The sequence below is a fragment of the Aureimonas sp. Leaf324 genome (assembly GCF_001423245.1).
Classification (GTDB): domain Bacteria; phylum Pseudomonadota; class Alphaproteobacteria; order Rhizobiales; family Rhizobiaceae; genus Aureimonas.
Genome location: NZ_LMOH01000008.1, coordinates 20,837 through 46,329 on the forward strand (window position 1 = coordinate 20,837; position 25,493 = coordinate 46,329).

26 protein-coding genes and 1 pseudogene are annotated in these 25,493 nt (G+C 67.8%); 12 read left to right on the plus strand and 15 right to left on the minus strand.

All coding sequences use genetic code 11. The features are described 5' to 3' along the window. Position 1: 1 nt before the first annotated feature. The 14 genes and pseudogenes from ASF65_RS06790 to ASF65_RS06850 form a co-directional block, all read right to left on the minus strand. On the minus strand, positions 2 to 1,117 hold the full coding sequence (locus ASF65_RS06790; protein WP_055887041.1) for an SIS domain-containing protein: 1,116 nt from the start codon (positions 1,115 to 1,117) through the stop codon (positions 2 to 4). Positions 1,118 to 1,144: 27 nt separating this feature from the next. Continuing rightward, positions 1,145 to 1,963 (minus strand): ABC transporter permease, encoded by an 819-nt coding sequence (locus ASF65_RS06795; protein ID WP_055887045.1) that lies wholly within the window; start codon positions 1,961 to 1,963, stop codon positions 1,145 to 1,147. After that, entirely contained in the window at positions 1,960 to 2,874 is a 915-nt protein-coding gene (locus ASF65_RS06800) for an ABC transporter permease (RefSeq protein WP_055887048.1), read from the minus strand. The genes ASF65_RS06795 and ASF65_RS06800 overlap by 4 nt, the downstream gene beginning before the upstream one ends. Continuing rightward, positions 2,867 to 3,928, minus strand: a complete 1,062-nt coding sequence (locus ASF65_RS06805) for an ABC transporter ATP-binding protein (protein WP_055887050.1) — start codon at positions 3,926 to 3,928, stop codon at positions 2,867 to 2,869. The genes ASF65_RS06800 and ASF65_RS06805 overlap by 8 nt, the downstream gene beginning before the upstream one ends. Next, a complete protein-coding gene (locus ASF65_RS06810; protein ID WP_055887053.1) occupies positions 3,925 to 4,830 on the minus strand; it encodes a carbohydrate kinase family protein in 906 nt (301 codons plus the stop codon). Before ASF65_RS06810 ends, ASF65_RS06805 begins: the two co-directional genes overlap by 4 nt. Positions 4,831 to 4,832: 2 nt before the next feature. Further along, positions 4,833 to 5,906 carry an SIS domain-containing protein gene (locus tag ASF65_RS06815; protein WP_210166637.1) on the minus strand — a complete coding sequence of 358 codons (1,074 nt, stop codon included), beginning with the start codon at positions 5,904 to 5,906 and terminating at the stop codon, positions 4,833 to 4,835. A gap of 14 nt (positions 5,907 to 5,920) precedes the next feature. Further along, positions 5,921 to 6,970 (minus strand): extracellular solute-binding protein, encoded by a 1,050-nt coding sequence (locus ASF65_RS06820; RefSeq protein ID WP_055887057.1) that lies wholly within the window; start codon positions 6,968 to 6,970, stop codon positions 5,921 to 5,923. A 35-nt stretch (positions 6,971 to 7,005) separates the two neighbouring features. Continuing rightward, positions 7,006 to 8,049, minus strand: a complete 1,044-nt coding sequence (locus ASF65_RS06825) for an extracellular solute-binding protein (RefSeq protein ID WP_055887059.1) — start codon at positions 8,047 to 8,049, stop codon at positions 7,006 to 7,008. Between the two features lie 555 nt (positions 8,050 to 8,604). Further along, positions 8,605 to 9,228, minus strand: coding sequence for a hypothetical protein (locus ASF65_RS06830; RefSeq protein WP_055887062.1), 624 nt, complete (start codon positions 9,226 to 9,228; stop codon positions 8,605 to 8,607). Between the two features lie 219 nt (positions 9,229 to 9,447). Continuing rightward, positions 9,448 to 9,624: a hypothetical protein gene (locus ASF65_RS21285; RefSeq protein ID WP_156369199.1), complete on the minus strand. Its 177-nt coding sequence runs from the start codon at positions 9,622 to 9,624 to the stop codon at positions 9,448 to 9,450. A 111-nt stretch (positions 9,625 to 9,735) separates the two neighbouring features. Next, a pseudogene (locus ASF65_RS06835) lies at positions 9,736 to 10,904 on the minus strand (IS3 family transposase). Positions 10,905 to 11,042: 138 nt separating this feature from the next. Continuing rightward, positions 11,043 to 11,300: a hypothetical protein gene (locus ASF65_RS21290; RefSeq protein ID WP_156369200.1), complete on the minus strand. Its 258-nt coding sequence runs from the start codon at positions 11,298 to 11,300 to the stop codon at positions 11,043 to 11,045. Between the two features lie 614 nt (positions 11,301 to 11,914). Continuing rightward, on the minus strand, positions 11,915 to 12,697 hold the full coding sequence (locus ASF65_RS06845) for an SDR family oxidoreductase (protein ID WP_055887068.1): 783 nt from the start codon (positions 12,695 to 12,697) through the stop codon (positions 11,915 to 11,917). After that, the gene (locus tag ASF65_RS06850; RefSeq protein ID WP_055887071.1) at positions 12,694 to 13,029 is read right to left on the minus strand and encodes a nuclear transport factor 2 family protein; all 336 of its coding nucleotides are present in this window, start codon (positions 13,027 to 13,029) and stop codon (positions 12,694 to 12,696) included. The genes ASF65_RS06845 and ASF65_RS06850 overlap by 4 nt, the downstream gene beginning before the upstream one ends. Positions 13,030 to 13,125: 96 nt before the next feature. Here ASF65_RS06850 and ASF65_RS06855 point away from each other — a divergent pair, with 96 nt between their 5' ends. The 3 genes from ASF65_RS06855 to ASF65_RS06865 all read left to right on the plus strand — a co-directional run bounded on the left by ASF65_RS06855 (position 13,126) and on the right by ASF65_RS06865 (position 15,206). Then, positions 13,126 to 14,037 carry a LysR family transcriptional regulator gene (locus ASF65_RS06855; protein WP_055887074.1) on the plus strand — a complete coding sequence of 304 codons (912 nt, stop codon included), beginning with the start codon at positions 13,126 to 13,128 and terminating at the stop codon, positions 14,035 to 14,037. A gap of 535 nt (positions 14,038 to 14,572) precedes the next feature. Further along, complete coding sequence (locus ASF65_RS06860; RefSeq protein WP_055887077.1) at positions 14,573 to 14,878, plus strand: hypothetical protein; 306 nt, start codon at positions 14,573 to 14,575, stop codon at positions 14,876 to 14,878. A gap of 61 nt (positions 14,879 to 14,939) precedes the next feature. Continuing rightward, positions 14,940 to 15,206, plus strand: coding sequence for a hypothetical protein (locus ASF65_RS06865; protein WP_055887080.1), 267 nt, complete (start codon positions 14,940 to 14,942; stop codon positions 15,204 to 15,206). A 26-nt stretch (positions 15,207 to 15,232) separates the two neighbouring features. Here ASF65_RS06865 and ASF65_RS06870 read toward each other — a convergent pair whose 3' ends face one another. Next, a complete protein-coding gene (locus ASF65_RS06870) occupies positions 15,233 to 15,907 on the minus strand; it encodes a GntR family transcriptional regulator (RefSeq protein WP_055887083.1) in 675 nt (224 codons plus the stop codon). A 92-nt stretch (positions 15,908 to 15,999) separates the two neighbouring features. On the opposite strand from ASF65_RS06870, the gene ASF65_RS06875 reads away from it, so the two are divergent. From ASF65_RS06875 to ASF65_RS06915, 9 genes are all read left to right on the plus strand, one after another. Next, the gene (locus ASF65_RS06875; RefSeq protein WP_055887086.1) at positions 16,000 to 16,644 is read left to right on the plus strand and encodes a GntR family transcriptional regulator; all 645 of its coding nucleotides are present in this window, start codon (positions 16,000 to 16,002) and stop codon (positions 16,642 to 16,644) included. A 103-nt stretch (positions 16,645 to 16,747) separates the two neighbouring features. Further along, positions 16,748 to 17,575 carry an ABC transporter substrate-binding protein gene (locus ASF65_RS06880; RefSeq protein ID WP_055887089.1) on the plus strand — a complete coding sequence of 276 codons (828 nt, stop codon included), beginning with the start codon at positions 16,748 to 16,750 and terminating at the stop codon, positions 17,573 to 17,575. A 52-nt stretch (positions 17,576 to 17,627) separates the two neighbouring features. Then, complete coding sequence (locus tag ASF65_RS06885) at positions 17,628 to 18,320, plus strand: amino acid ABC transporter permease (protein ID WP_055887092.1); 693 nt, start codon at positions 17,628 to 17,630, stop codon at positions 18,318 to 18,320. Between the two features lie 26 nt (positions 18,321 to 18,346). After that, on the plus strand, positions 18,347 to 19,243 hold the full coding sequence (gene dapA, locus ASF65_RS06890; protein WP_055887095.1) for a 4-hydroxy-tetrahydrodipicolinate synthase: 897 nt from the start codon (positions 18,347 to 18,349) through the stop codon (positions 19,241 to 19,243). A 7-nt stretch (positions 19,244 to 19,250) separates the two neighbouring features. Then, positions 19,251 to 22,154 carry an FAD-dependent oxidoreductase gene (locus ASF65_RS06895; protein WP_055887175.1) on the plus strand — a complete coding sequence of 968 codons (2,904 nt, stop codon included), beginning with the start codon at positions 19,251 to 19,253 and terminating at the stop codon, positions 22,152 to 22,154. Beyond that, positions 22,151 to 22,879, plus strand: a complete 729-nt coding sequence (locus tag ASF65_RS06900) for an amino acid ABC transporter ATP-binding protein (RefSeq protein WP_055887098.1) — start codon at positions 22,151 to 22,153, stop codon at positions 22,877 to 22,879. Before ASF65_RS06895 ends, ASF65_RS06900 begins: the two co-directional genes overlap by 4 nt. A 44-nt stretch (positions 22,880 to 22,923) precedes the next feature. After that, the gene (locus tag ASF65_RS06905) at positions 22,924 to 23,337 is read left to right on the plus strand and encodes a DUF3830 family protein (RefSeq protein WP_055887101.1); all 414 of its coding nucleotides are present in this window, start codon (positions 22,924 to 22,926) and stop codon (positions 23,335 to 23,337) included. An 82-nt stretch (positions 23,338 to 23,419) separates the two neighbouring features. Next, the gene (locus tag ASF65_RS06910) at positions 23,420 to 24,739 is read left to right on the plus strand and encodes a M20/M25/M40 family metallo-hydrolase (protein WP_055887104.1); all 1,320 of its coding nucleotides are present in this window, start codon (positions 23,420 to 23,422) and stop codon (positions 24,737 to 24,739) included. An 89-nt stretch (positions 24,740 to 24,828) separates the two neighbouring features. Continuing rightward, entirely contained in the window at positions 24,829 to 25,221 is a 393-nt protein-coding gene (locus tag ASF65_RS06915) for a DUF1232 domain-containing protein (RefSeq protein ID WP_055887178.1), read from the plus strand. The last annotated feature ends 272 nt before the right edge of the window (positions 25,222 to 25,493 follow it).

Below are 25,493 nucleotides of genomic sequence, written 5' to 3' on the forward strand. Positions count from 1 at the left end.
ATCAGGCCGCCGCGCGCGCGGGTGCGCCGAGGCCGCGCGCGGCCCGGGCGAGCGCGAAATGGTAGGCGAAGAGCTGCAGCGGGAGGATCGAGAGCATCGGCGCCAGCGCCGCCGAGGTTCTCGGCAACCGGATGGTCTCGGCCGCACGGGCTTCGATCTCGGGCGCGGGCTCCGACAGGATGGCGAGAAGCGGGCCGCCCGCATGCTCGGCGACGAGCGCCGTGTCGAGCGCCCGCTCGAGGCTCACCGCATCGCTCGCCACGACGACGATCGGGTCGCCCGCCTTCTGCGAGCGATAATGGTGGTACTCCTCCAGCGGCATCGCGAAGGCATGGATGGGAGAGAGTTCGCGCAACTTCGCCGCGCCGATCGAGGCGGCGGCGAAGTTGGGGCCGAGCCCCGCGAAGAGCACGAGGTCCCGGGTTGCCCAGCGCTCGGCGATCGCGGCGACCGGCGCTTCCAGTTCCGGCGAGATGCGCTCTATGATGTCGGGCAAAGCGGCGAGTTCCGCGCTCAGCGCTTCCGCCCCCTCTCCGTTGCCGGTCACCGCTGCGCCCAGCGCGACGAGCAGCGCCATCGTGGCGTTGGTGGATTGCGTTGGCCAGCCCTTGCGCGTCGCATGCACCATCAGCGCCGCGTCGAACTGCGTGAGGATCGGGCTGCCTTCGGTGTTCGAGATCCCGATGCAGAACGCTCCGCGCTCGTGCGCCGCCCGGAGCGCCGCCATCACTGCCGGCGTGTTGCCGCCCGACGAGATGCCGACGCACAACGTCCCCTCCCCCCCAACCCGGGCACCGTAAGCGGCGAAATCGAGAGCCTGCGCCCCCTCGACCGGCAATCCGGTCAGGGTCTCTAGCGCGTACCGCATCGCCGCGCCCGCGAACCACGAGTCGCCACAGCCGGCGATCACGATCCGGTTGAAGGCGCGTCCGGCAAAGACGTCGACGAGTGCCGAGAGTGGCCCTTTCGCCGCGGCCAGGGTCTCGCGGATGGCCGCACCCTGGCCTGCGAACTCCGCGCGTGTTCGCTCGACGCGCGCCAGGCGCGCCGGATCGTTTGGGGTGTCGCGGGAGGGCTCGGCGACGAGGCTCTTCAGGCGTTCTGTGAAGTCGGTCATGCTGGTTTTCTTCGGTTCAGTGGGATGTCAGCGGCCGAGGCGATCGAGGCCGACGGCCTTGGCGATCACCAGCATGACGAGGAAGGACAGGCCGATCTCGAGGGCCGAGATCGCGGCGATGATCGGCGAGGAGTCGAACTGGACGAGGTAGTAGAGCTCCACCGGCAGCGGCCGGGCGCGCACGTCCGACGTGAACAGGGAGACCGTGACGTTGTCGAACGCCTCGATGAAGGTGAAGGCTGCAGCCGCAAAAGCGGCCGGCGCGATCTGTGGCAGCGTCACGCGACGGAACGTCGTGAGCTTGCCCGCACCCAAGTTGGCGCTCGCCTCGTCGAGCAGCGGGTCGAGGCCGGACAGCCGCGCCATCACGATGCGCACCACGAAGGGCAGGCAGAACACCGACAGCGACAGGACGAGCATCAGGTCCGAAGCGCGGAAGGCGATGTAGGCGCCGAAGAACAGCGAGGCGATGCCGATCACCATGCCCGGCATCATCTGCGGCGACAGGAGGAAGGCGTTGAGCCCGGCCTTGCCGAGGAAGCGGCCGCGCACGCTGGCAAAGGCCGCGGGCACGCCGAGCGCGAGGCAGATCAGCATCACGATCACCGAGATGCGCAGCGAGACCCAGACGGAATCGATGAGCTGCTGGTTCTGAAACACGGCGGCATACCAGCGCCATGAGAAGCCCGAGGGCGGGAAGGCGATATAGGCGCGTGGCTCGAACGAGATCGCGATCACGATGAGGCTGGGCGCCACCAGGAGAAGCACCGAGAATGCGGTCAGCGCGATGAAACCGGCTCGCGCCATGCGGTCGCCGGCGGTGGAGATCTGGCGGAGCGCGCTCATCGACGGACCTCGTTCCAGCGGGTGAGGCGATTGCCCATTGCGACGATCGCGAACACTAACACGAAGCAGGTCGACAGGAGGAGCGTGGCAAGCGCCGCGCCGCGCGACCAGTCGAGCACCACGATCGTCTGCTCGTAGACCTGCACGGCAAGCGTCGAATAGTTGCCGCCCCCAAGGAGCTGCGGGATGATGAAGTTCGTGTAGGACACCGCAAAGACGAGCGCGAAGCCTGCGACGATCGCCGGCATCGACATCGGCACCACGACGCGGAAGAAGGTCGAGACCTCGCTCGCCCCAAGGTTCAGCGACGCCTCTTCGAACCGTCGGTCGCGCTCGGACAGGACCGCCAGAAGCGGCAGGATCATGAACGGCAGATGGATCTGCGTCATGCCGATCACCACGGCGGTCGAGGTGTTCAGAAGTTGCAGTGGCTGGTCGACGATTCCGAGCGAGAGAAGAGTCTGGTTGAGGAGACCACGCCGGCCGCCCAGAACGACGATCCAGGCATAGGTTCGCACCAGCGCGCTGGTCAGAAGCGGCGAGATGATCGCCACGAGGAGGAGCGTGCGCGCGATCCCCTTGAGATGCCCGTAGGCGTAGGCCACGGGATAGGCGAAGACGAGCGTCAGCGTGGTCGACACGACGGCGATCCAGAAGGAGCGCCACATCAGGCGCCAGACCAGGGGGTCGGACAGGACTCCTGCCATATGCGCGAGGGTGAAGCCCTCCTCGCCGATGGCGCCGCGATCGATGGTCACGAACCCGAAGGCGAGCAGCGTGACGATCGGCGCGACCATGAAGACGGCGAGATAGAGCACCGCAGGTACCGCTGGCCAGAAGCCCCCACCGTCGAGGAACGACGCCAGCGATAAGCCGCGCCGGCGCGGCGGCGTCAGGGTGGCGTCAACCATGAGCGGTCCCCCCTTGCGCTCCGCGACCGGGCAGGAGCACAGCGGAGGCCTCGTCGCGGATCCGCGCCGTGACGCGGGTGCCCGGTTCGAGCGGCGCCCGGCCCGCCTGTCGCGGAATGGCCGCGCGGATCGGCTCGCGGAGACCGCAGTCGATCTCGTACTCGATCACCGGGCCGAGCGCCGTCGAGAAGCCGATCGTGCCGGACCAGCCCGCGACATCGCCGCCAACGATCTCGATATTCTCGGGCCGCGCGACGAGGGTGGCGGGACCATCGGGAAGCTCGGTCGCGATCGGCTGGGGCGAGCGCGTGCGCCCACCCGCGACCTCGGTCGGCAGAAGATTGGCGCGGCCGATGAAGTCGGCCACGAAGTCCGTGCGCGGTCGGTCGTAGATGTCGAGCGGGGCGCCGAGCTGCTCGATGCGCCCGCCCCGCATGATGGCGATGCGATCGGACAACGTCATCGCCTCCTGCTGATCGTGGGTCACGAAGATCGAGGTGATCCCGACGCGGTCGATCAGCTTGCGCAGCTCGATCTGCATGGACAGGCGCAGCTGGGCGTCGAGCGCATTGAAAGGCTCGTCGAGGAGCAGCACCTCGGGCTCCAGCACGAGGGAACGCGCGATCGCCACACGCTGCTGCTGCCCGCCGGACAGCTGCTTGGGAAAGCGATCGGCGAACGCGCCAAGTGCGATCAGCGACAGCGCCTCGTCGACGCGCCGGCGGATTTCTTCTCGGGGTCGGCGTCGGATCGTGAGACCGTAGGCAATGTTGTCGCGGATGGTGAGGTGCGGAAACAGTGCGTAATTCTGGAAGACGTATCCGACGTCGCGCCGGTTGGGCGGCAGGCGCGAGATATCCTGACCGTTGACGAGGATGCGCCCGGCGTCCGGCTGCAGGAACCCGGCGATCGAGCGCAGAAGCGTCGTCTTTCCGCAACCCGACGGCCCGAGGAGGGTGACGACCTGCCCCTTCTCGACGGCCAAGTGGCAGGACTGGAGGACCTTGAGCGCACCGAACTCCTTCGACACGTTCTCGATGACAAGCTGACTCATCGGGACGAAGCTCCCTGGCTGATGCGATGGATAGGTTCTGGCGCGAGGGCACTGCAGAGGGCCGAAGCCCCATGGCCGGAAACCGTGCGGGTCCCGACCGTCAGAGCCACAGGGACGGCCGCGACGAGATCGCGCGTTCCCACCCAGGCTGCGGCGAGTGCGCCCACCGTTGCGTCGCCCGCGCCCGTCGGGTCGAGAACGCAGGCCCTGGGCGCCAGCACGCTCCAGGCTGCGGCACGGCCCGCTTCGACGCAGAAGGCGCCTTCGGCACCGCGCTTCTGAACGACGGCCGGTCCGAGGGCCGCCAGGTGACGGGCCGCCGCGTCGTCATCGACGCCCGGCAGGAGAAGACGCGTTTCCTCGCGGCTCGGGGCGAGCACGGTGAGGTTCGGAACGAGCGCAAGGATCGACTGTCGATCCTGCGAGACGAACGCCTCGCTGAGGTCGGCGATCACCGGACGCTCCGCCCGGGCGGCGGCTTCAACGAACTCGCCGAGCGCCTGCGACGGCATCGGGCAGGCGACGACAGCATCGTAGCGGGACAGCTCGCCGGGTGGTCGAGGGGCGTGGTCTCGGCCGGCTTCCCACCAGCGGGGATCGGCGAAGTGCTCGGACCGACGGGTCCCGTCCGCCGCATGGATGATGCGCGTCCAGCGCGAGGGGGCCGACTGCCTTGCAACATGCGGCAGCTCGATCCCGGCACCTTGCAGTGCGTCGATCCAGCCTGCCGGGAAATCGTCGCCGATCGACACGCAGAGATCGACATCGGCGCCGAGTTGCCGCGCGCCGAGCGCGGCGTAGAGCGCGGCCCCACCGGCCTGGCGAGACGTCTCGCCGGACGCCTGGGTCACCTCGTCGAGCGAGAGGTATCCGGCAATCAGGATGCGGAGGCCCGTCGTCATCGTCAGAGGCCCGTCCCAAGAAGGGAGCGGCGGGTCAGCATGCGGCTGACACGGAACCGCGTCTCGTCCCCCTTGAGATGGGCGCGCGTGTCGGGATCGAACCCGGTGGCTTTCGCCATCTCGTAGGCGAGGCGCTGCAGCGGCAGCGCGGAGACGAGCGGCGCCAGCACGGCATCGACGGGTGGCAGGGTCATGCGCCAGCGTGCGGTCTCGACGGGCGTTTCGGCGGTATCGATCGCGAGGGTCGGAACCCGAAGGACGGACAGGGCCCTTGCGGATTCCCGCGCGTATTCGGCCAGCACCGGGTGCGTCGAGAGGATCACCACGAGGTCGGTCTCGGGCATGGCCCAGTACTGGCTGTGGGCGAACTCCTCAAGCTCGCCGCTCCAGGCGGGAACGCGCGTCAGCTCGACCAGCTTGGCGGCCCCGTAGGCCGCCGTTCCGCGCTCGGCACCTGCCGCCAGGACGCGCACGCCCGATACAGGCTGCCGCACGACGGTTTCGGCAAGCGCCCCGACGACCGTCAACGCTTCGCTCTGGGCCGATGCAATCCCAGTCAGATCGAGGCGCGCCTCACCCGCCAGCCCTTCTGCCACCAGCATCAGGGCCACAAGCGTCGCGGTGTAGCTCGCCGTGCCGCACAGGAAGGGCGCGATATCGGGAAGGTCGAGCGAGATCCTGGTCCGGGCGATGGCGCCGAGCTTGCCGCCCTCCCCGTTAACGATGGCGAGGATCGGAAGCCCCCGCGCCTGCGCAAGGCGCGCGGCCTCCACGGTCCGGTCGACATTGCCCGACATGGAGATCGCAAGGATGCGATCACCGCTGCGCAGTTCATCGGCCCGCACGAGAAGGTCGAGCGGACCCACGACATGCCAGTCGAGCCCGAGGCGCGCGGCAAAACTCGACGCCGCCTCGCCGGCGAAGTGCCCGTCGCCGCAGCTCGTGACGACGACGCGGCCATCAGTGCGCCCGAGGCTCGCGCCCGCAGCGCGAAACTCGCCCCCCCGCCGGGCAAGCCCGCGGAGGACGGCGGGCTGACGACCGACGTCCTCGAGCATCGGGGAGTGTTGCACCATCATTCCCATCGAAGTCAGGACGCGAAGAAGCGGTCGAACTGCTCGACGATCGCCCCGCGCTGAGGCGCGATCACCGACCAGTCCACCGTCTGCAACGCCGCGACCTCCTCGGGGCTTGCCGGATTGTAGGCGCGTGCGGCTTCCGGTACGGCGACCCCCTGCACCGTCGGGCCGAAGAAGTAGGGCGCACCGGCGGCCATCGCCTGGTATTCCGGCGACAGGAGATCGTTCATCCACTCGTGGACGAGTTCGGGGTACCGGGTCTTGGCAATCGCCGACATGAAGGAAATCACCGCGATCGGACCGTTCTCCGGTTTCACGAAGGCGATCGGCAGCCCCTTCTCGGCCGCGCCCGCCGCATCATTGTTCCAGATCGGGGCCATCACGATCTCCTCGCGCTCCAGCATCTGGAGGAGCTGGGTGGGCGAGCGCCCGACCTGCGGCTTCAGCTCCTGAAGCTTCGTCCAGCCGGGTGCGAGGTCGCTTTCCGATCCGCCATGGGCCTTCGCCGCCGCGACGAGGAAACCGAGCCCCAGGTTGGACGACGCGCGGGGAATGCCGATCTGGCCGCTGTGCTCCGGGCTCCAGAGATCCTGCCAGGTCTTGGGCGGCGTCTTCACGAGGTCGGAGTTGTAGGCGATTCCGATGAGGGAATAGCTCACGGGCACCCCGTAGCCCTGGCTCTTCTCCAGGAAGGCGGGCACGACGTTCGCGGCGTTCGGCACGGCCGCCGGGTCGAGGCGCTGAATGTACTGCTCGCGAATGGCGATGAGATGGGGCGGCTCGCCGTTCGGCATCGCGTCATAGGGCGAATAGCCCTGTGCCGCCTTGAGCTGGGCCACGACGTCCTGGCTTTCCGACGGCACGAGGCGAATGGTCAAGCTGGGATGCCGCTCCTGCATGCGCTGGGCGAGCCATTGATGCGGCTCCTGAAGCTGCCCCGCGAAGGAAACGATCACGAGCTCTCGCGCCTCCTGGGCGCGCAGGATGCCCGGCATCGCAAGACTCGCGCCGATCGCGGCGCCCGACTGCAGGAAGCGGCGGCGGTTGGTGGAAAGGGTCATGGCGAGGGCTCCTCGGCTCAGCGGAAGATGGGGGATCAGAAGGCAAAGGTGCGATCGAAGCGCTCGACCAGTTCACCCCGGCGGGGAACGATGACGGGCCAGTCGATCGTCTGCAGGGCGACGACCTCTTCGGGCCGTGACGGCGTGAAGGGCGCCGCCTCGTCCGGCACCTCGACCCCGCGCACGGTCGGCCCGAAGTAGAACGGGGCTGCCGCGGCGCGGGCCTGATAGTCCGGGCTCAGGATGCCGTTCATCCATTCCAAGACGAGGTCGGGATAGCGTGTGTTGGCATAGCCCGAGACGAAGGAGATGATCGCGACGGCGCCCGGATCGGGCTTCACGAAGGCGACCGGCAGCCCCTTCTCGGCGGCGGCAGCTGTGTTGTTGTTCCACAAGGGACAGAGGGCGATCTCCTCGCGCTCCAGCATCTGCGTGAGCGAGGTGGGCGAGCGTGCCGCCTTGGGCTGCAGTTCCTGCAGCTTCGACCAGCCGATATCGAGATCGCCTTCCGAGCCTCCATGCGTCTTGGCGGCGATCGCGAGCGTGGCGAGACCGAGGTTCGAGGAGGTGCGCGCGATGCCGATCTGCCCGCGGAACTCCGGCCGCCAAAGGTCCGCCCAGGACGTCGGTGGCGTCTTCACGATTTCCGTGTTGTAGGCGATGCCGACGAGCGAATAGGTAGCGGGAACACCATAGCCGCCACTTTTGGCAAGAAGTTCGGGGTAGACGTTGGCCAGGTTCGGCAGCGCCGCATCATCCCGCTCGGTGATATAGCCCTCAGAAATGCCGATCAGATGAGGCGGCTCGTCGTTGGGTCCCGCATCGTAGGGCGAATAGCCTTGCGCGGCCTTGATCTGCGCCACGATGTCCTGGCTGTCGGAGGGCACCAGCCGGATCGAAAGCCCGGGGTGACGCTCTTCGATCCGGTCCGCCAGCCAGCGATGGGGCCCGGACAGAGCTCCGGGATAGGTGACGATCACCATCTCCCGCGTGTCCTGCGCCCGTGCGGCTCGACCGCCGCCCAACGCCACGAGACCGCCACCGACCCAGTACATCACCTGACGCCTGTCGATATCCATGCATCGATCTCCATTGCGATAAGTATAGAAGAGCGTTCGCGGGCCGGGCGCCATCCCGACGGCACGTGGCGGAACGGACGCATCGATTGCGCCCGATCAGAGATCGGCGCTACAGATGACCCGTGAAAATGCGAAGAGAGTAGACCGGCCCAAAAACCGGTTCGGCAGTCAGATCAGGAGATTGATCCCTGGATCGCCGAGAGCAGGACGACGAACGAGCGCGACGAGCGCGAATGCCACCGTGCACTGCGCCGCCGCTTGGACGCGCGACCGCGCGCCACGACATGGCAGCGGTTGGCGGATGTCCCGAAAGGAGCGACGGCTTGGTCCATGACGGAATGCTTACACGGAGGCGTCACGGACGCAACCGTTTCTTGCAATGCGTCTGCACGAACTTTCCTCAACCCTTGCTTCGATAGCGATCACACTGCGCATCGGCGCGACCTACTGTGCCCACCGAGCATTCGAACCAGCGAAACTCGTTCAACTACGCTTGAACCGACGACTTGAGGGAGACCGGATCGCGAGCCGTTGGGCTCGCTGATCTGTCGTCGATCACGGAGCGAGCCTCAGCGCCGGAAGCGCCTCGTACCATTCAGCATGGCGGCCATCGTGGTTGGCCATGCCTGGCTTTGTCAGGCATCCCTTCGGCGCGATGTAACTGTCGATCCGACGCTCCGGCCGCTCGTGCCACGTCAGGTTGAAGGCCGCGAGCTTGGGGAAGAAGAAGAGGCTGGAGTACGGCAGGTGATCGTGGATCCACCAGGCAAGTGCGCGCCAGTCCTGGCTCCTCTCGTAGCGATCGGCGAACCAGGGGACGACGATGCAGGCGGTTGCTCCCATACAACCGGCCTTGTCGCGCCGATCCCAGATGTGTCCGGCGTAGTTGGCTTCGTTGACGGCGCAGGACAGGCCGTTGCGATTGCCGAACTCGTTGACGGCGGGCGAGCGGTAGGCCGAGCGAATCGCAAGGCGCCCGAACGTCGACTGCAGAGGCTCGAGAAGCTCTTCGCATGAGCGTCGGCCGACCGTGACTGCAAGGTCGGGATCGTCCGGAATGTTCGCGATGCCATGAAAGTCGGCGATCTCGGAATGCAGGAAGTCGCGCATGAAGAAGCTCGACGACAGACGGACCCGACCGAGGTCCTCTAGCGCCTTGACCGACCCTGGCTTTCTCATCGGCCCCTCTTCCGACCCGCGACGTTCGTCCAATCCTATCGTTTCGCGTCATATCGGACCAACCGTTACGGGGCGCTTTCGGATGTCGCGGCGATTAAGGCCACTCTTTGCGGCTCCCATGTGACGGCGCATGGTAGAACTCGGCGGCGTCCGGATCGAGCTCGGCCAGCGCCTCCATGGCCCATCCGTGCTCTTTCCGGGCTGCGAGGCCCCGCCCCTTCACCGAACTGTGCCGTGCGCGGCAGAAGCTTGCGCCGTGGGTTGAAACTGATCACAAAGAATATCGGTCAGCACCGGATCGCCGCAACCGCGAGCGTCGCGCACATGGAAATCGGGGTCGAAGTCCTGCTGCAGGTAAGGACCGGCCGGATCCGCATCGGGGGCATGTTCGAGCATGGCCACGGTATCCGATTATGGTTCGTTCATCGCACTCCCGCGCATGGTGGCGGCCAGACGGTACCCCATTGTCTTCAGTGGCCTGCCCCCATCAGGTGGCCCGGTTCAAATCTAATGCACGGTGGGCTTTGGGGCCACGTCTGAAGTGGCCGGCGAAGCGGCTTGGGGTAGCGCAGCCGGCCATGGCACGGCGGCTGGAGCGGGTGGCTGGTAGCCGAGCGAGGAGTGCGGTCGCTTGGTGTTGTAGTGGCAGCGCCAGCTCTCGATGACGATCCGGGCTTCGGCGAGGCTGTAGAAGATCTCGCCGTTCAGGAGTTCGTCGCGGAACTTGGAGTTGAAGCTCTCGCAGTACCCGTTCTCCCAAGGGCTGCCCGGTTCGATGAAGGCGGTCCGCGCACCGACCGCGGTGATCCAGTCGCGCACCGCCTTGGCGATGAACTCAGGCCCGTTGTCCGACCGAACGTGACCCGGCACACCGCGTAGGATGAAGAGATCCGACAGCACATCGATGACCTCCGTGGACCTCAGCTTCCGATCAATCCGGATGGCGAGGCACTCCCGGGTGAACTAGTCGATCACGTTTAGCATCCGGAACTTACGGCCGTCATGGGTTCTACCCTCCACGAAGTCGTAGGACCATACGTGGTTGGGATACGCGGGCCGAAGCCGAACGCAGGACCCGTCGTTCAACCAGAGCCGCCCGCGCTTGGGCTGCCTAACCGGCACCTTCAGGCCTTCCTGCCGCCAGATGCGCTCCACCCGCTTCACGTTGACCACCCATCCGGCATCCCGCAGCAGGGCTGTGATCCGACGGTATCCGTAGCGTCCATACTGCGTCGCCAGTTCGATGATGTCGGCTGTCAGCGCTGCGTCGTCGGCTCGCCCTTTGGGTGCCTTGCGCTGCGTCGATCGGTGCTGCCCCAGAACCCGGCACGCCAGCCGCTCCGACACCCCGAACTTCCGTGCGGTATGGTCGATGCAGCGCCGCCGCCGGGCGGGGCTCACCAGTTTCCCGATGCAGCTTTTTTCAGGATCAGCTTCTCAAGCGTCAGGTCCGACACGGCCTTCCGCAGCCGCTCGTTCTCCTTCTCCAGATCCTTGAGCCGCTTTACTTGATCCGACTTCAGGCCCCCGAACTCCTTGCGCCACCGGTAGTACGTAAACGGCGTCACGCTGATCGTCCGGATCGCTTCCGCCACCGGGCGGCCCTGCGACAGCAACACGTCGACCTGCCGAAGCTTGGCGACGATCTCTTCCGGCTTATGCTTCTTCTGTCCCATTCTCGTGTCCTCCAAAGGCTCAAAAGCCTACTTCAGGGAGGGCCACTTTTCAGGGGGCAGACCAACGCGGCACGTGGGAATATCGGCTTTACCACAGAGGCTTACCTCTGCTCGCACCTGCGCATGGCACGCCTCCTCTCAACCAATCTCCTGACCAGCCCTTGGTTCAACCGGTGCGACTATGTGTGGATTGGGCACTGCGCGATCACTAATCCACGTGCTGATAGCGTGCATTTCGCCCTCGGCAGTACGTGGTGCATGGCGTACATGAACCACGTGGAAGGCGGGAACGACAACGCCTTCGCCTGCAAGACCGATAAGACCGATAAGACCGATAAGACCGATAAGACCGATAAGACCGATAAGACCGACGCTTGGCCTGCCGTACAGACGCATGTCCCACATTTCTTTCATCGGCAACACCGCGGGCCCGAACTCTTGGGGGAACGGTGTCATCTTCTACGACACTGCTAGGGGCGTTGTGATCGGCAACGAGATTTCGGACGTGGCATGCAATGGCCTCGCCGTCTCGCTGCACGACGATGGCAATGTTCTCAGCCCAGACATCCTGGTTGCCGACAACGTAGTCACAGGCTGCGGACGAGCGGCAACCTTCCCGGCCTTCGCCGGCTCTGGGCCGGCAGGGTATCAATACGGCTGCGGTGCCCTCATCAGGAGTGCCAAGAGGGTGGTCGTGCGCGGCGACATGCGGAAAGTCCTGACGGCAAGGAGGTCAATCGTCTACGACGGGTCGTCGCCGGTCTCCCGGCTATGTCCTCCTCGACGCATTTGCCATTTGGAAGCGGACCGGCAGGGTGCCATCCGGTCGTGCCGATCTACGCCGAGAATATGGACGACCGAAAGCGGACAGTCAGCATCGAGCAGGCTGCGGTGTTTTCCTCGTCATGAGGCGGACACGACATCGTTCGCGCTACCTGCCACGGCTTCGCCCATCAGCAGTGGGAGACCGGCCCCGGCGTCCACCTTCGTGAACGCCGGGGGGTCCAGGCTCATACTGTTCTGATCGTCCCGCCGTCGATCACGAACTCGGCGCCATGGATGGCGGCAGCCCGGTCGGAGGCGAGGTAGGCGATCAGGTCGGCCACTTCTTCGGGCTCGGCCTCGCGCCCGATCGAGATCCCGCCCAGGGCATCGAGCACCGACCGACGTGCGTCCTCGATCGTGCCGCCGCTGGCAGTGCGAAGCATGTCGAGAAAGTCCCCGGTAGCCTCCGTCATGATCCAGCCGGGTGAGACGGAGTTGACCCGCACGCCCTTGGGACCAAGCTCCTTGGAGAGCGACTTGCTGTAGGTTCTCAGGGCGGCCTTCGCGGCGGCATAGCCGGTCGTGGATTCCGGCAGCGGTAGGACAGATTGGATGGAGGTGACATGCACAACGGTGCCCTTACCCCGCTCGAGCATCTGCGGGATCAGGAGCCGATCGAGCCGAACAGTCGCCAGGAGGTTCAGGTTCAGTTCGGCGAGCCAGTGATCGTCCGTCAGCGCAGCGAAGCCACCCGCCGGCGACGCCGAGCCGCCGATGACATGGGCGAGAATGTCGATGCCGCCCAGCCGCTCGAGTGCCACCTTGGTCAGTGCGTGGCTGCCCTCGGTGGTGGTCAGGTCCGCCTGGACGTATTCGGCGCCCTCCATCGGGCTCGTGATCGTGCGGGCGGCTGTCACGACACGCGCTCCGCCGGCGAGGAAGCGCTCGACCGTGGCGCGGCCCAGTCCCTTGGTGCCACCGCTGACAAGCACGCGCTTGCCGGCGAACTCGTTGGGATCCGCCCTCATGCCGCCACCGTGGTCTCGAGCGTCTCGATGGCGTCGTTCGCCATCGTGAAGCGATAGGTGAAGCGGAGCGGGCTGCCCGAGAAGTCGCCATCGGCTGGACCTTCCAGGGCGACAGAGGCGCCCTCTTCCCGAACGGTGTCAGGCGTGAAGATGGCCTTGACCGCCATCGCCTCTTCCTCGAGCAGCCTGCGGATCTCGGCGAGCCCCTCGTATCGCTTGCCGTTGTCGATGAAGACGGCATCACGGGCGAAGCGTTTCAGCATGCCATGGAGATCGAGACGCGCGTTGGCCTTGATATAGTCTGCGATCGTGTCTGGGAGGTTCAGTGACATGCTCGTCTCCTTGGTGGTGGTGAAACCAACTTAGCCATGGACACTCCGCTCGATAATCGAGACAGATCGGCATGGAGCATTGCGGAAAACGGGACAATGACACGTCATTCGCTCATCGAACTCGAAGCGGTTCTGGCGATCGTGCGATGTGGATCCTTCCGAGCCGCAGCCCTCGATCTCGGCATGTCGACCACGGCCCTCAGCAACGCCATCGGCAAGCTCGAGCGGGAGCTCGACGTGCGATTGTTCAATCGCACCACGCGCAGCGTCTCGCTGACCTATGCAGGGCGCATCTTCGTCGCACAGATCGGGCCAGCGCTGGAGGGTATCCAGAAAGCGATGAATACGGCGCGCTCCCAGCAGGAGACGCCGTCTGGCACCTTGCGCATCAATGCCTTCGCAACCGCGGCACGAGAGATCATGGCACCGCTGGTCCTGACCTATCTCCAGCGCTATCCGCAGGTTCACATCGACATCGTCACCGAGGGTCGGCTCGTCGACGTCGTGGCGGCCGGCTTCGATCTGGCGGTGCGCAGTGCGGATCTCGTACCCAGCGACGCGATCGCCATACCGCTCGGCCAGATGCGGCGGATGGCCGTTGCCGCATCTCCCGCCTACTTCGAGAACCGGGCTGTCCCGGAAAGACCGGAGGATCTGCTGTCCTACCCCTGCGTTCGCGGGCGACTGCCCGATGGCGCCCTGCTCCGATGGCGCTTCGAGAAGGGCGGCAAGGAGATACAGCTCGACGTCGAGGGACCGATCACTCTCGACGAAGCATCCCTGGCACGGATCGCGGTCAAGAACGGTGTCGGGATCGGCTATTTCATGGAGGCCGACGTCCGCGACGACATCGCGGCCGGTCGGCTCGTTCGCATTCTCGATGACTGGACGCCGCCGCTCGTGCCGTTGTGCCTCTATTACTATAACCGCCGCAATTCGTCCGCGGCCTTCCAGGCCTTCGTTTCGCTGGCTCGCGACTTGAGCGCCGGACGGTTCCCACGCCCTTGAGGCCTGTCGGCGCCTGGCGCCACCTCCTTGTCGCCGGCTTTTCCAACGAGGAGAAGCGCAGTTGCCGAGCGATGAGCCAAGGCCTGATCCGAAACCGCTGATCGAAGTGTGGCGCCCGTATGCCAAGGGGCCGAGCCCGCGCCCTCGGCGAACCGTCGAGACGATCCTCTGGCGTCACCAGAACGGGGCGAAGTGGCGATCCTTGCCGGCCGAGTTCGGCCTCTGGCGGATGCGGGCCCGGCTGAACGAGTGACGCGCCGTCGCCATCCGTTCCGGGAAGATCGCCGCCAGCGTCCCTGGCGCCCTCCGCCTCGCCGCAGCCCTCGATGGGATCAGGTGCCGACAGGCCGCCCTTGAGCGTCCGAGGGAACGCCGGCCTCACGTCTCCCACGCATGCAGATCCGCGCCGAGCTTTCCGAGACCATCCGCTCCTCCGATTCCGAGGCGCTGGACCGAAGCAACATGGCGATCGTTCTCCCAGGCCGAGAACGCCCTGCCCGGCACACGCCCTCGCCGTCTGGAAGGACAGACCCGCATGTGCGCCATCCTCGCGTCGCTCGCCCTCTCCGCATCTCCAGGGCGCGACGCGCCGCCGGTTCCCTTGGAACAGACGGCAGCCCGGTCCGCGGCCACGATTGCGGCCGATCTGCACTCTCTCCTGTCCACCCCGCTTGGGTGCGAGACGTCCCGCGACGCCTATCCGTGGATCGTCTGGCTGCACGGGGGCGACCGGCGCGGCAGCGATGTCGAGACGGTCCGGCCGAGCGGCGTTCCCGCGAAGATCGCAGGCGGGCGCAAGGTGCGCGAGGAGTTCTCGACCACCTACGATCCCCGTGGCTAGGTCGCCGTCGGCGTCGCCCGCGGGCCGGCGCTGCAGATCGTCAAGGGCACGTGGGACTTCCGTGGAGGGGCTGGAAGGGCGCCTCCGTGCCCTGAACCGCGCGGCGGGCTCGGAAGATATCGTCGTCTTCCACGACCCGCACCAGCTCGCGACGCAATCGCCGGAGAACACGGAACTCGCGGGCGAGCACGTCGCGACGCTCGCGCGGGCTGCGGCGAGGGGCGAAATCGCGATGGATGGCGGGGCCGAGCCCAGCGACCTGCGAGCCCTCGTCCTTTCTGCCCTGCCCGACTGGGATATGACCACGCGGCCCGGCGGCGCACGGTAAGCCGTGCCACGGAACCGGCCTTGCCCCTACTTCAGTTGGAAGGCCGTCACCGCGAACGCGATGAGGCTGCGGATATGCCGGGCGACGCTGTCCCGCGTGGCCTCGGCGTCCGAGGCCTGGATCGCCTCGATGATCTCGAGATGCTCCGAGGAGTCCGGGATCAGCCGTTCCTTGAGCTGGTCGATCTCGAAGAGCCGCGTCGCGGCCCGCAGATCGCGAAGCACGCGCGCCATGACCGCGTTGCCGCAATGGTCGATGATCATCCCGTGCAGATGGTCGTCCGAGAACCAGTGCTGATCGGTGTGATAGGTCTTGGCGTCGAGCAGTTCCATGATCTCCAAGCGCACGGCGAGGAGCGTGCGACGGGGGATGTTGTCGAGCGCCAGCACCGCCGCCTCCGGCTCGATCAGGAGCCGCAGCCGGAGGCTCTGGAGATACTCGCCGAGGTCGACGCGGCGCACGACGTAGTTGCGCCCCTCGCCCTTGTGGACGAGCCCTTCGCCCTCCAGCCTCTGGAGCGCCTCGCGCATGGGGGTTCGCGACACGCCGAGCGTCGCGGCGAGCTTGGCCTCCACGATGACGTCACCGCCGCGCAGGCGGCGGCTGCGGATCATGTCGGCCGCCGAGCGGTAGGCGAGGTTGGCAAGGTTCGGGCTGCGATCGGCAGCCGGGGTCGGCGCGGCCTCTTCGTTTGAACTCATGGCTGCCTCGCTCCCGCCCGCATTCGCCCCTCGCCTCCACACGACTGGTATGCCACTCCTCCGCCGTGCGGAAGCAAACAGTCGAGATCCAGATGGCCAAGCCCCCGGCCGAACCCACCAATCTTTCCGAGAAGGCCTATCGGCACATCCTGTCGGAAATCCTCGACGCGCGCCTCGCCGCGGGGACGCCCATCCAGGAGCGGCGCATCGCCGAGGAGATCGGCGTCTCGCGCTCGCCCCTGCGCGACGCTCTCGGCCGGCTGGCCGGCGAGGGCCTCTTGGTGCGCAGCAACACCGGCGTCCTTGCGGTTCGCGCGCTCAGCCTCCAGGACTACCTGCAGACGCTGGAGATGCGCGCGCTGGTGGAGCCCGCCGCCGCCGCGCTCGCCGCCACGGCCGTCGCGGCCGCCGACGTCGCCCGCCTCGAAACCGACATGGCGCGGCTGGAGACGACGGACGACCTTCAGGAACCGGACCTCCTGCGGTTCGACGACGATCTTCACGCCTTGATCGCGAGCCATTGCGGCAACCCGTTCATGATGCGTTACCTCCAGGACATGCGCCGCTACACGACGCTCTACGAACGCCAGACGAAATGGCGGGCGACGCTGCATGTCGACAACGGCGAGCACCGGGAGATCCTGACCGCGCTGGCGCTTCGCGCGCCCGAGCAGGCCGCGGACGCGATGCGGCGCCACCTGTCCGGCATCCGCCGACGCGTTCTCGAACGCTTCTGACGATCTGCGAAAATCCAACTTGCGCACCTCCGGCTTCCGTCGCATAATATTGGTATACCACTAGCATGCGCTTTTCCTCCCGATCTTGCCAAGAGGTTTCACCATGCCCACCCGGTTTTCCCTGACGCTCGCGCTCGGCGCCCTCCTCCTCGCCACGACGGCAGAGGCTCAGGACTGCAAGCCCGCCGTCGCCGACGCCGAACTCATCCAGCCGGGCAAGTTGGTGATGTCGACCAACCCGACGCTGCCGCCGCTGCAGTTCGTTGATGCGTCGGGCGAGCTGAAGGGCATGCGCGTCGAGCTCGGCAAGGAGATCGCCAAGCGGCTGTGCCTCGAGCCCGAATACATCCGGATCGAGTTCTCGGCGATGGTGCCCGGGCTTCAGTCGGGCCGCTGGGACCTCATCAATACCGGCATCTTCTACACGCCCGAGCGGGCCGCGATGATGCAGATGATCCCCTACGAGAACCAGGCGATCAGCATCTCGACGGCCAACAATTCCGGCATCGAGGTCAAGTCGCTGGACGATCTCGCCGGCCGCTCGATCGGCGTCGAGATCGGCGGCTTCGAGGAGAAGCAGGCCAAGGCGATCGACGCGCAGCTGCGCGAGAAGGGCTTGGAGGGCGCCACGGTGCGGACCTTCGACAATTTCGCCCTCGCCTACCAGGCGCTGCGCGCCGGCCAGGTCGACGCGATGGTCTCGATCGACGGCGTGGCCGAGGAATACGCCAAGCGCGGCCAGTTCCACCGCGCGCTGCACGGCATCGGCCCGACGCCGGTGGCCCTCGCGATGAAGAGCCGCCCGCTGGCGGACGCGGTGGCCAAGGTGCTCGCGGACATGAAGGCCGACGGCTCCTTCGACAAGCTCTTCGCCGAATACGGCGTCGAGCCGGTGTCGGGCGAGCTCGTCGTGAAGGGCCCGGCGGGCTGATCGCCAAGCTTCCCACCCCGCCTCGGCGACGATCCGGCGAAGGACCGCACGCATGCTGAACTGGAACTGGTCGGGCTTCTTCGGCTATCTCGTGAACCCGTTCATCCTCCAGGGCGTCTTCACGACGCTCTGGCTGACGGTCGTCGCCATTCTCGCCGGCCTCGTGCTCGGCTTCGGCCTCGCCCTGATGCGGCGCTCGTCGTCGCGCATCCTCTCGGGCTTGGCGGGCGCCTATGTCTGGCTGTTCCGTGGAACGCCGCTGCTCGTCCAGCTCATCGTCATCTACACCGCCCTGCCCGAGCTCGGCATCCGCTTCAACGTCTGGCAGGCTGCGCTGATCGGCCTGTCGCTCAACGAGGCGGCCTATCTGGCCGAGATCATCCGCGCCGGCATCGAGGCGGTGCCGAAGGGCCAGGTCCGCGCCGCGCGCGCCCTCGGCATGCGCGAGCCGCAGATCATGCGCTCGATCGTCCTGCCGCAGGCGCTGAAGATCATCGTGCCGCCGCTCGGCAACTCGGTGAACGGCCTCCTCAAGACGACCTCGGTCACCTCGGTGATCTCGATGGAGGAACTTCTGCGCCGCACGCAGGTCCTCATCCAGGAGCGCTTCGAGGTGCTCGAGCTCTTCACCGTCGCCGCGATCTACTACCTCCTCCTGACCACCCTCTGGGACCTCGTCCAGCGCCGGATCGAACGGCGCTTCGGGCGCTCCGACCAGCCGCTTGCCGCGAGCGAGCAGCGCTGACACCCGCCTTCAACGGATCCATCGCCATGCAGAAGACCTTTCGCGGTGTCTACACCGTCATGATCACGCCGTTCGACACGGCCGGACGGCTTGACGTCGAAACGCTCAGAGCCTTCACCGACTGGCAGATCCGGGAAGGCATCCACGGCCTGATCCCGCTCGGCTCCACCGGCGAGTTCCTGTCCCTGTCCGAGGAGGAGCGCGTCGAGGTCGCGAGGACCGTGATCGAGACGGCGGCGGGCCGGGTCCCCGTCCTGATCGGCACGGGCGCCGAGGACACGCGCGAGGCGGTCCGCCTGACGCGACAGGCCGAGGACCTCGGGGCCGACGGGGTGATGATCATTCCGCCCTTCTACTCGACGCCGACCGACGACGAGCTCGTCCACCACTACCGCACGATCGCCGCGGCGACCAAGCTGCCGATCATGGTCTACAACAACCCGGCGACGGCCAACGTGGACCTCAAGCCCGATCTCGTGGCGCGGATCGCCGAGATCGAAGGCTGCGACTACATCAAGGAATCGACGCTGGAGGTGACGCGCGTGCGCGACATCATCCGCAAGGCCGGCTCCAATATGACGGTCTTCGGCGGCATCCTCGGGTTCGAGTCCTTCGTGGAAGGGGCGGAGGGCTGGGTCGCCGTGGCGTCCAACGTCGCCCCGCGGCAGATGGCGCGCATCTTCGAACTGGTGAAGGACGAGAACCGCGTTCCCGAGGCGCACACGCTCTATCTCGAATGGCTGCCGCTGATCGAGGCGGTCGGCGGTCATCTGTATGTCGGCGGCACCAAGGCGCTCCTCGGCCACATGGGCTTTGCGGTCGGCGGTCCCCGCCCGCCCCGCCTGCCGCTGCCGGCGGCCGACGACGCCCGCATGAAGGCGCTGGTCGACCACTTCGGCCTCGCCCGGGCGCTCGCCGCCTGACATGCCGATGGCGCCCGCCCCCAGTTCCCGCGCCGGCGCGACGGCGACCATCCGGTTCGATGGCCGCGCGCTGCCGGCGGTGCCGGGCGAGAGCCTGGCGGCGACGCTGATCGCGGCGGGCCTGAAGGCGCAGTCCACCGGCAAGGACGGACACCCGCGCGGCCACTACTGTGGCATGGGCGTCTGCCACGAGTGCCTTGTGGTGGTGAACGGACGCGCGGGGCAGCGCGCCTGTCTCACCCGATCGGAAGACGGGTTGGACGTGCGAACCCATCCCGCGCGGGTCGACCTTCTCGATCCTCACCTTGCCGATCTTGCCGAACTGCCGACCGGGATCGCCGAACGCAGCGTCGACGTTCTCGTCGTGGGCGCCGGGCCGGCCGGGCTCGCCGCCGCGGAAACGGCGACCGGGCACGGGGCGAGCGTGACGGTGCTCGACGAGCGCCCCGGCCCCGGCGGCCAGTTCTACAAGCAGCGCCAGGGCATGGCGGCACGCGACGGACAGATGCAGGAAGGCGCGACGCTGATCGAGCGGGTGCGCGGCCTCGGCGTCGCCATCCGCGGCGAGACGCTGGTCTGGGGCGCCGAGCGGGACAAGGACGGTCGCCTCGTTCTGGGAACCCTTTGCCGGGGCGAAGCCGCCCGCTGGCGCCCGCGCGTGCTCGTGGTCGCCACCGGCGCCTTCGAGACGCCGCTCGCGCTTCCCGGCTGGACCCTGCCGGGCGTGATGACCACTGGCGGGGCGCAGACGCTAATCCGCTCCTACGGCGTGTCCGCCGGGCAGCGCGTCCTCGTAGCGGGCAACGGCCCCCTCAACCTTCAGGTGGCCCTCGAGCTTGCCGGCGCGGGATCGACGGTCGCTGCGGTTCTCGACCGGGCCCCGCCTCCGCACACGCGGCCGCGCGAGGCGGGCCGCCTCGTCGTCAGCCACCCCGCGCTCGCGCTCGCCGGGATGCGGCAGATGGCCCGGCTGCGCGCGTCGAACATTCCCCTCTCCTGGTCCTCGCAACTCGTGCGGGTCGAGGGCGACGGGCGGGTCGAGGCCGCCGTCTACGCGACGCCCGAGGGCGAGCGGCGCGTTGCGGTCGATGCCGTGGTCGTCGGCAACGGCTTTGCCTCCGCCAACGAACTGTCGCGGCTTCTCGGCTGCGCCCACCGCGATCACGGCGGCCGGCTGGAGGTCGAGCGCGACGAGACCGGCCGGACGTCCCAGCCCGACGTCTTCGTGATCGGCGAGGCCGGTCGCTTCGCCGGCGCCCATGTGGCGCTGGCGCAGGGTCGCCTCGCGGGCCGCGCCGCATCGCGCGAGCTCGGTGCCGACACGGCGACCGGGGCGGACGAGGAGCGGGCCGACCGCCGGCGCCTCGCCCGGCACGAGACCTTCCAGGCCGCGCTCTGGACCCTGTTCGACGCGCCAGAGGCCCTGCCGCCCTCCGCGGACACCTTGGCCTGCCGATGCGAGGCGGTGAGCTTTGCGGCCGTCTCGAAGGCGCTGGCCGAGGGCCCCCATGGCGACACCGCCAGCCTCAAGCGCGTGACCCGCGCCGGCATGGGCCGCTGCCAGGGCCGCTATTGCGGCCCGGTCCTTGCGCGCGCCGCCGCGCGCGACCCTGAGGCCCGCGCGGTCGTGCCGAAGCTCGCCGCGCAGATGCCGCTCCGGCCGATCCCGCTGGCCGCCCTCGCGCTGGAGAAGCCGGAATGGGGCGGCCATCGCCGCGCGCTCCTGCCCGACCGGCCGGCGCCCGACGCCGAGCCGCTGCCGCCGCTCGCGGTCGGAACGCTGGTGATCGGCGCCGGAATCGCCGGACTGTCCACCGCGCTGTTCCTCGCCCGCGCGGGCGAGGACGTCGCCGTGGTCGAGCGCGGCGTTCCCAATTCCGGCGCCTCGGGCGGCAATGCCGGGAGCCTCCATGCCCAGCTCCTGTCCTTCGACTACGGCGCGCGTGCGGAAGCCGGCGGCGGGCCGGCCGCGCGCACCCTCCCGCTGCAGCGGGACGCGATCGAGCTGTGGCGCCAGCTGGAACGAGAGCTCACGTCGGACTTCGAGATCAAGATCACCGGCGGCCTGATGGTCGCCGAGACCGAGGAGCATCTGCGCTTCCTGGAAGCCAAGACCGCGGTCGAGCGCTCGCACGGGATCCGCTGCGAGCTGATCGACGCGGCGGAGCTCCGCCGCCGCGAGCCCGCCCTGTCGGAGCGTTTCGTCGGCGCCGCGTTCTGCCCGCAGGAGGGCAAGATCAACCCGCTCGTGGCCACCGAAGGCGTCCTGTCCGCGGCCCTTGCGGCCGGCGCGCGCCTCTACACGAACGCCGAGATCCGGACGATCCGGCGGGAGGGCGACGCCTATGCCGTCGACACTTCGCGCGGCCCGATCCGGGCACGCCGGGTGGTCAACGCAGCGGGCGCCTTCGCCTCGCGCATCGGCGCCATGCTCGGGCTGGACGTGCCGGTCTTCGGCGCCCCGCTGCAGATGGTCGTGACCGAAGCCGTCGCCCCGCTCGTGTCCTGCCTCGTCGCCCATGCCGGCCGCCACCTGACGCTGAAGCAGGCGGCCAACGGCAACATCATCATCGGCGGCGGGTGGACCGCGGGGCTCGATCCGGTGCACCAGCATCCCCGCCCGCTCTTCGACAGCCTGGAGGGCAACCTCTGGGTGGCGCAGCACGTCGTGCCGGCGCTTCGCAAGGCGCATGTCATCCGAAGCTGGGCGGCGATGAACATCAACATCGACGGCGCGCCGATCCTCGGCGAGCACCCCGAGGCTCCCGGCTTCTTCAATGCCGTGACCTCCAACGGCTACACGCTCGGGCCGCTCGTCGGCCGCATCACCGCCGATCTCGTGGCCGGAAGGCCCGCGACGCACGACATCGGCCCCTTCTGCGTCACGCGCTTTGCGAAAGGCCGCCCATGATCGAGATCCAAGGCGTCAACAAGTTCTACGGGAAGTTCCAGGTCCTCAAGAACTGCAGCACCCACGTCGCCAAGGGGGAAGTGGTCGTCGTCTGCGGGCCGTCGGGGTCGGGCAAGTCGACGCTGATCAAGTGCGTCAACGGGCTCGAGGGCTTCGACGAGGGCTCGATCCGCGTCCAGGGCATCGAGGTCGGCGACCCGAAGACCGACCTGCCGAACCTTCGCACGCGGATCGGCATGGTGTTCCAGAACTTCGAGCTCTTCCCGCACCTGTCGATCATTGAGAACCTGACGATCGCGCAGGAGATGGTCCTCCAGCGCAAGCCCGACGCAGCCAAGGCGAAGGGGATGGCGCTGCTCGACCGGGTGGGGCTCGCCGACCATGCGGCCAAGTATCCCGGCCACTTGTCGGGCGGCCAGCAGCAGCGCGTGGCGATCGCCCGCGCGCTGGCGATGGACCCGACGGCCATGCTCTTCGACGAGCCGACCTCCGCGCTCGATCCCGAGATGATCGCCGAAGTGCTCGACGTCATGGTCGGTCTCGCCCGCGAGGGCATGACCATGATGTGCGTGACCCACGAGATGGGCTTTGCCCGAAACGTCGCGACGCGGGTCGTCTTCATCGACCAGGGCGAGATCGTCGAGGACCGGCCGACCGAGGCCTTCTTTTCCGACGTCACCAATCCGAGGACGCAGACCTTCCTCGGCAAGATCCTGCGGCACTGAGCGACCCGTTCGCGCCGCGGCCCTCCCTTCACCAGGACACATCCATGAGCGAGCTTCTCGTCGAGATCGACGGCCATTCCTTTCCCGCGCGCTTCGAGACCGAGGCGGCCCCCCGGACCGTGGCGGCCTTCCGCGACCTCCTTCCCTATGGCGAACGCGTCATCCACGTGCGCTGGTCGGGCGAAGCCTGCTGGATCCCGCTCGGCGACAAGGACTTCGGCCTGCCCTACGAGAACGCGACCAGCCACCCCCATCCCGGCCAGATGATCCTGTATCCCGGCGGCGTATCGGAAACCGAGATCCTGCTCGCCTACGGCCCGGTCGCCTTCGCGTCCAAGGCGGGGCCGCTCGCGGGCAACCATTTCCTGACGATCACCGACAAGCTGGACACGCTCGCCGAACTCGGCCGCGGCACCTTGTGGACCGGCGCAAAGCCGATCCGTTTCCGTCTGGGTTGAACGAAGAAGGGGTGGTGTCGGTCCCGACATTCGAACGGATCGCCGCCGGCCCCATCCATCGCCTCGTAGGGAGCCGCATTCGATGACGACCTCTGCCACCGCGCCGTCCCGTCATGGCGAGCTTTCCCCGGAGGAACTCGAACTCCTGATCCGCCTCGTGGCCGCTGCCAAGGACGAGACGGCCTTCACGCGCCTCGTCGCGCAGCGGATGGAAGCCGTGGGCTGCGTGGTCGAGCCTCTCGTCTACGATCCGCAGGCCGTTCCGCTGATCGAGGAGTTCGCCTCCGGGGTCGAAACCGCAGCCGGCGAACAGACATGCCTGATCGGCCGGATCGCCCCATCGACGGCCGCGGACGGTGCCAGAAGTCTCCTCCTCTTCGCCCATCCCGACGTGGAACCCTTCCCGGCGGATCACGGCTGGCCGCATGATCCGCACACGCCGCTGGTCGAGAACGGCCGGCTGATCGGATGGGGCGTCGCCGACGACATCGCCGGGATCCTGATCATGGTGACGTCGCTGGCGCGGCTGCGCGCTCGCGGCTGGACGCCGCCCGCGCCGGTCACCCTCGTCTCGTCGCCCTCGAAGCGGCATCGCCGCGGGATCGCGGCGGCGCTCGCGGCCGGCCTCTCGGCGGATGCGGCGATCTATCTGCATCCGGCGGAATCGGGCGCCGGCCTCGACGAGATCAAGGCCTTCGCGCCGGGGCAGATCGAGTTCGCGGTGGAGATCGACGGGCTTCTCCCGCAGACCGACGAGCCCTCGCACGCGGCGTTTGCCCATCTGGCCCATCACCCGCTCGACGCGATGCGGGCCGTCCTGGATGCGCTGGCGGCCCTCGATCGCATGCGGGGCGAGAGCGTCCGGCACCCGCTTCTGCAGGGGGCGGTCGGCCGTTCCACCAACCTCCTCGTGACGCGGATCGAGGCCGGGGAAACGGGCGCGTCGGCGCGCATCCCCGCCTCATGCCGGATCCATGCCGTCATGTCGCTGGTGCCCAGCGAGACCCTGGCGGAGGCGAAGGCATGGGTGGAGGATGCCGTGTCGGGGGCTTGGCGCAACCTGGAATGGCCCGCCGCCACGCGGCCCCGGGTCGAATGGCGTTCCGGGGTCTCGGCGGCCGAAACCGACATCATGGGCCCCCTCTACCAACTGGTCCGCACGACGTTGGAGGAGGCCGGGGCGAACCCGAAGGTCAATCCGCTGCATACGTCCAGCGACATCCGGAACCCGCTCGTCCAGCGCTCCATTCCAACGGTCGGCTACGGCCCGCGATGCGGCAATCTCACGATGGCGAAGGGGGTCGGCGAGTGGGTCGACCTCGCCGATCTCGCGCGGACGATCGACGTGACGGCTTCGATCATCGAGGCGTGGTGCAAGCCTCCGGCGCCCGCTTCGTCGTGATGAGGGTCCTGCAGATGATGCAGGGACCGTGCATGAAGCGCGTTCTAAGCGGTCATCACCGATTCACCGAAGCATCCCAGACTGCGCGCATGACCCGCTGGCTCTCCACCGCAAAACTCTGGGCCCGGACGATCAAGCGCGACGTCCACGCGCTCTGGATCGCCGCCCGCGACCCGCGCACGCCGATCTCCGCCAAGATCGCGGCGGGGGCCGTGGCCGCCTATGCCCTGTCGCCGATCGACCTGATCCCGGATGTCATTCCCGTCCTCGGCATGCTCGACGACCTCATGATCGTGCCGCTCGGCATCCTTCTGGCGGTGCGACTGGTGCCCGCCGACCTGATGGCCGAGTTCCGCAACGAGGCGGAGCGGAAGGCCGCGCGGCCCGTGAGCCGGGGCGGGCTGCTGTTCGTCGTGATGATCTGGCTTGCCGTCGCCGCCGGGGCGATCTGGCTCGGATGGCGGGCTCTCGACCGGCCGTAAGGCGGCAAGCTTCGGCGCGTCGCCGGCGACCGGCGACGGGAAGATCGCATCCGCATCGACACACGTGGTGACGAGACCGCTCGCCGGTCTGAACGGGCGCCCCCTCCGGCAGGACGAAGCGCCGGCCTGCCTCCTGCGCGCTCGCTTGCGCGGCGGGGCGTGTTTCCGGCGGTGACGGAAGGCTATTTCGCCATGACGGCGGCCAAGGCCGAGCGGCTCGACGACTTCGTCGCCCGTACGCCGGACGACTCAGGACCCTGAAGACCGTCCGG

Coding starts and splice junctions, on each gene's coding strand:
- ASF65_RS06805 (WP_055887050.1), bottom strand. CDS start 3,928: ATGAGTCAGCTTGTCATCGAGAACGTGTCGAAGGAGTTCGGTGCGCTC.
- ASF65_RS06860 (WP_055887077.1), top strand. CDS start 14,573: ATGTGCGCCATCCTCGCGTCGCTCGCCCTCTCCGCATCTCCAGGGCGC.
- ASF65_RS06905 (WP_055887101.1), top strand. CDS start 22,924: ATGAGCGAGCTTCTCGTCGAGATCGACGGCCATTCCTTTCCCGCGCGC.
- ASF65_RS06825 (WP_055887059.1), bottom strand. CDS start 8,049: ATGGATATCGACAGGCGTCAGGTGATGTACTGGGTCGGTGGCGGTCTC.
- ASF65_RS06910 (WP_055887104.1), top strand. CDS start 23,420: ATGACGACCTCTGCCACCGCGCCGTCCCGTCATGGCGAGCTTTCCCCG.
- dapA (WP_055887095.1), top strand. CDS start 18,347: ATGCAGAAGACCTTTCGCGGTGTCTACACCGTCATGATCACGCCGTTC.
- ASF65_RS06885 (WP_055887092.1), top strand. CDS start 17,628: ATGCTGAACTGGAACTGGTCGGGCTTCTTCGGCTATCTCGTGAACCCG.
- ASF65_RS21285 (WP_156369199.1), bottom strand. CDS start 9,624: ATGCTCGAACATGCCCCCGATGCGGATCCGGCCGGTCCTTACCTGCAG.
- ASF65_RS06880 (WP_055887089.1), top strand. CDS start 16,748: ATGCCCACCCGGTTTTCCCTGACGCTCGCGCTCGGCGCCCTCCTCCTC.
- ASF65_RS06915 (WP_055887178.1), top strand. CDS start 24,829: ATGACCCGCTGGCTCTCCACCGCAAAACTCTGGGCCCGGACGATCAAG.
- ASF65_RS06830 (WP_055887062.1), bottom strand. CDS start 9,228: ATGAGAAAGCCAGGGTCGGTCAAGGCGCTAGAGGACCTCGGTCGGGTC.
- ASF65_RS06875 (WP_055887086.1), top strand. CDS start 16,000: ATGGCCAAGCCCCCGGCCGAACCCACCAATCTTTCCGAGAAGGCCTAT.
- ASF65_RS06845 (WP_055887068.1), bottom strand. CDS start 12,697: ATGAGGGCGGATCCCAACGAGTTCGCCGGCAAGCGCGTGCTTGTCAGC.
- ASF65_RS06800 (WP_055887048.1), bottom strand. CDS start 2,874: ATGGTTGACGCCACCCTGACGCCGCCGCGCCGGCGCGGCTTATCGCTG.
- ASF65_RS06855 (WP_055887074.1), top strand. CDS start 13,126: ATGACACGTCATTCGCTCATCGAACTCGAAGCGGTTCTGGCGATCGTG.
- ASF65_RS06795 (WP_055887045.1), bottom strand. CDS start 1,963: ATGAGCGCGCTCCGCCAGATCTCCACCGCCGGCGACCGCATGGCGCGA.
- ASF65_RS06790 (WP_055887041.1), bottom strand. CDS start 1,117: ATGACCGACTTCACAGAACGCCTGAAGAGCCTCGTCGCCGAGCCCTCC.
- ASF65_RS06815 (WP_210166637.1), bottom strand. CDS start 5,906: ATGGTGCAACACTCCCCGATGCTCGAGGACGTCGGTCGTCAGCCCGCC.
- ASF65_RS06870 (WP_055887083.1), bottom strand. CDS start 15,907: ATGAGTTCAAACGAAGAGGCCGCGCCGACCCCGGCTGCCGATCGCAGC.
- ASF65_RS06895 (WP_055887175.1), top strand. CDS start 19,251: ATGGCGCCCGCCCCCAGTTCCCGCGCCGGCGCGACGGCGACCATCCGG.
- ASF65_RS21290 (WP_156369200.1), bottom strand. CDS start 11,300: ATGCGTCTGTACGGCAGGCCAAGCGTCGGTCTTATCGGTCTTATCGGT.
- ASF65_RS06810 (WP_055887053.1), bottom strand. CDS start 4,830: ATGACGACGGGCCTCCGCATCCTGATTGCCGGATACCTCTCGCTCGAC.
- ASF65_RS06900 (WP_055887098.1), top strand. CDS start 22,151: ATGATCGAGATCCAAGGCGTCAACAAGTTCTACGGGAAGTTCCAGGTC.
- ASF65_RS06850 (WP_055887071.1), bottom strand. CDS start 13,029: ATGTCACTGAACCTCCCAGACACGATCGCAGACTATATCAAGGCCAAC.
- ASF65_RS06820 (WP_055887057.1), bottom strand. CDS start 6,970: ATGACCCTTTCCACCAACCGCCGCCGCTTCCTGCAGTCGGGCGCCGCG.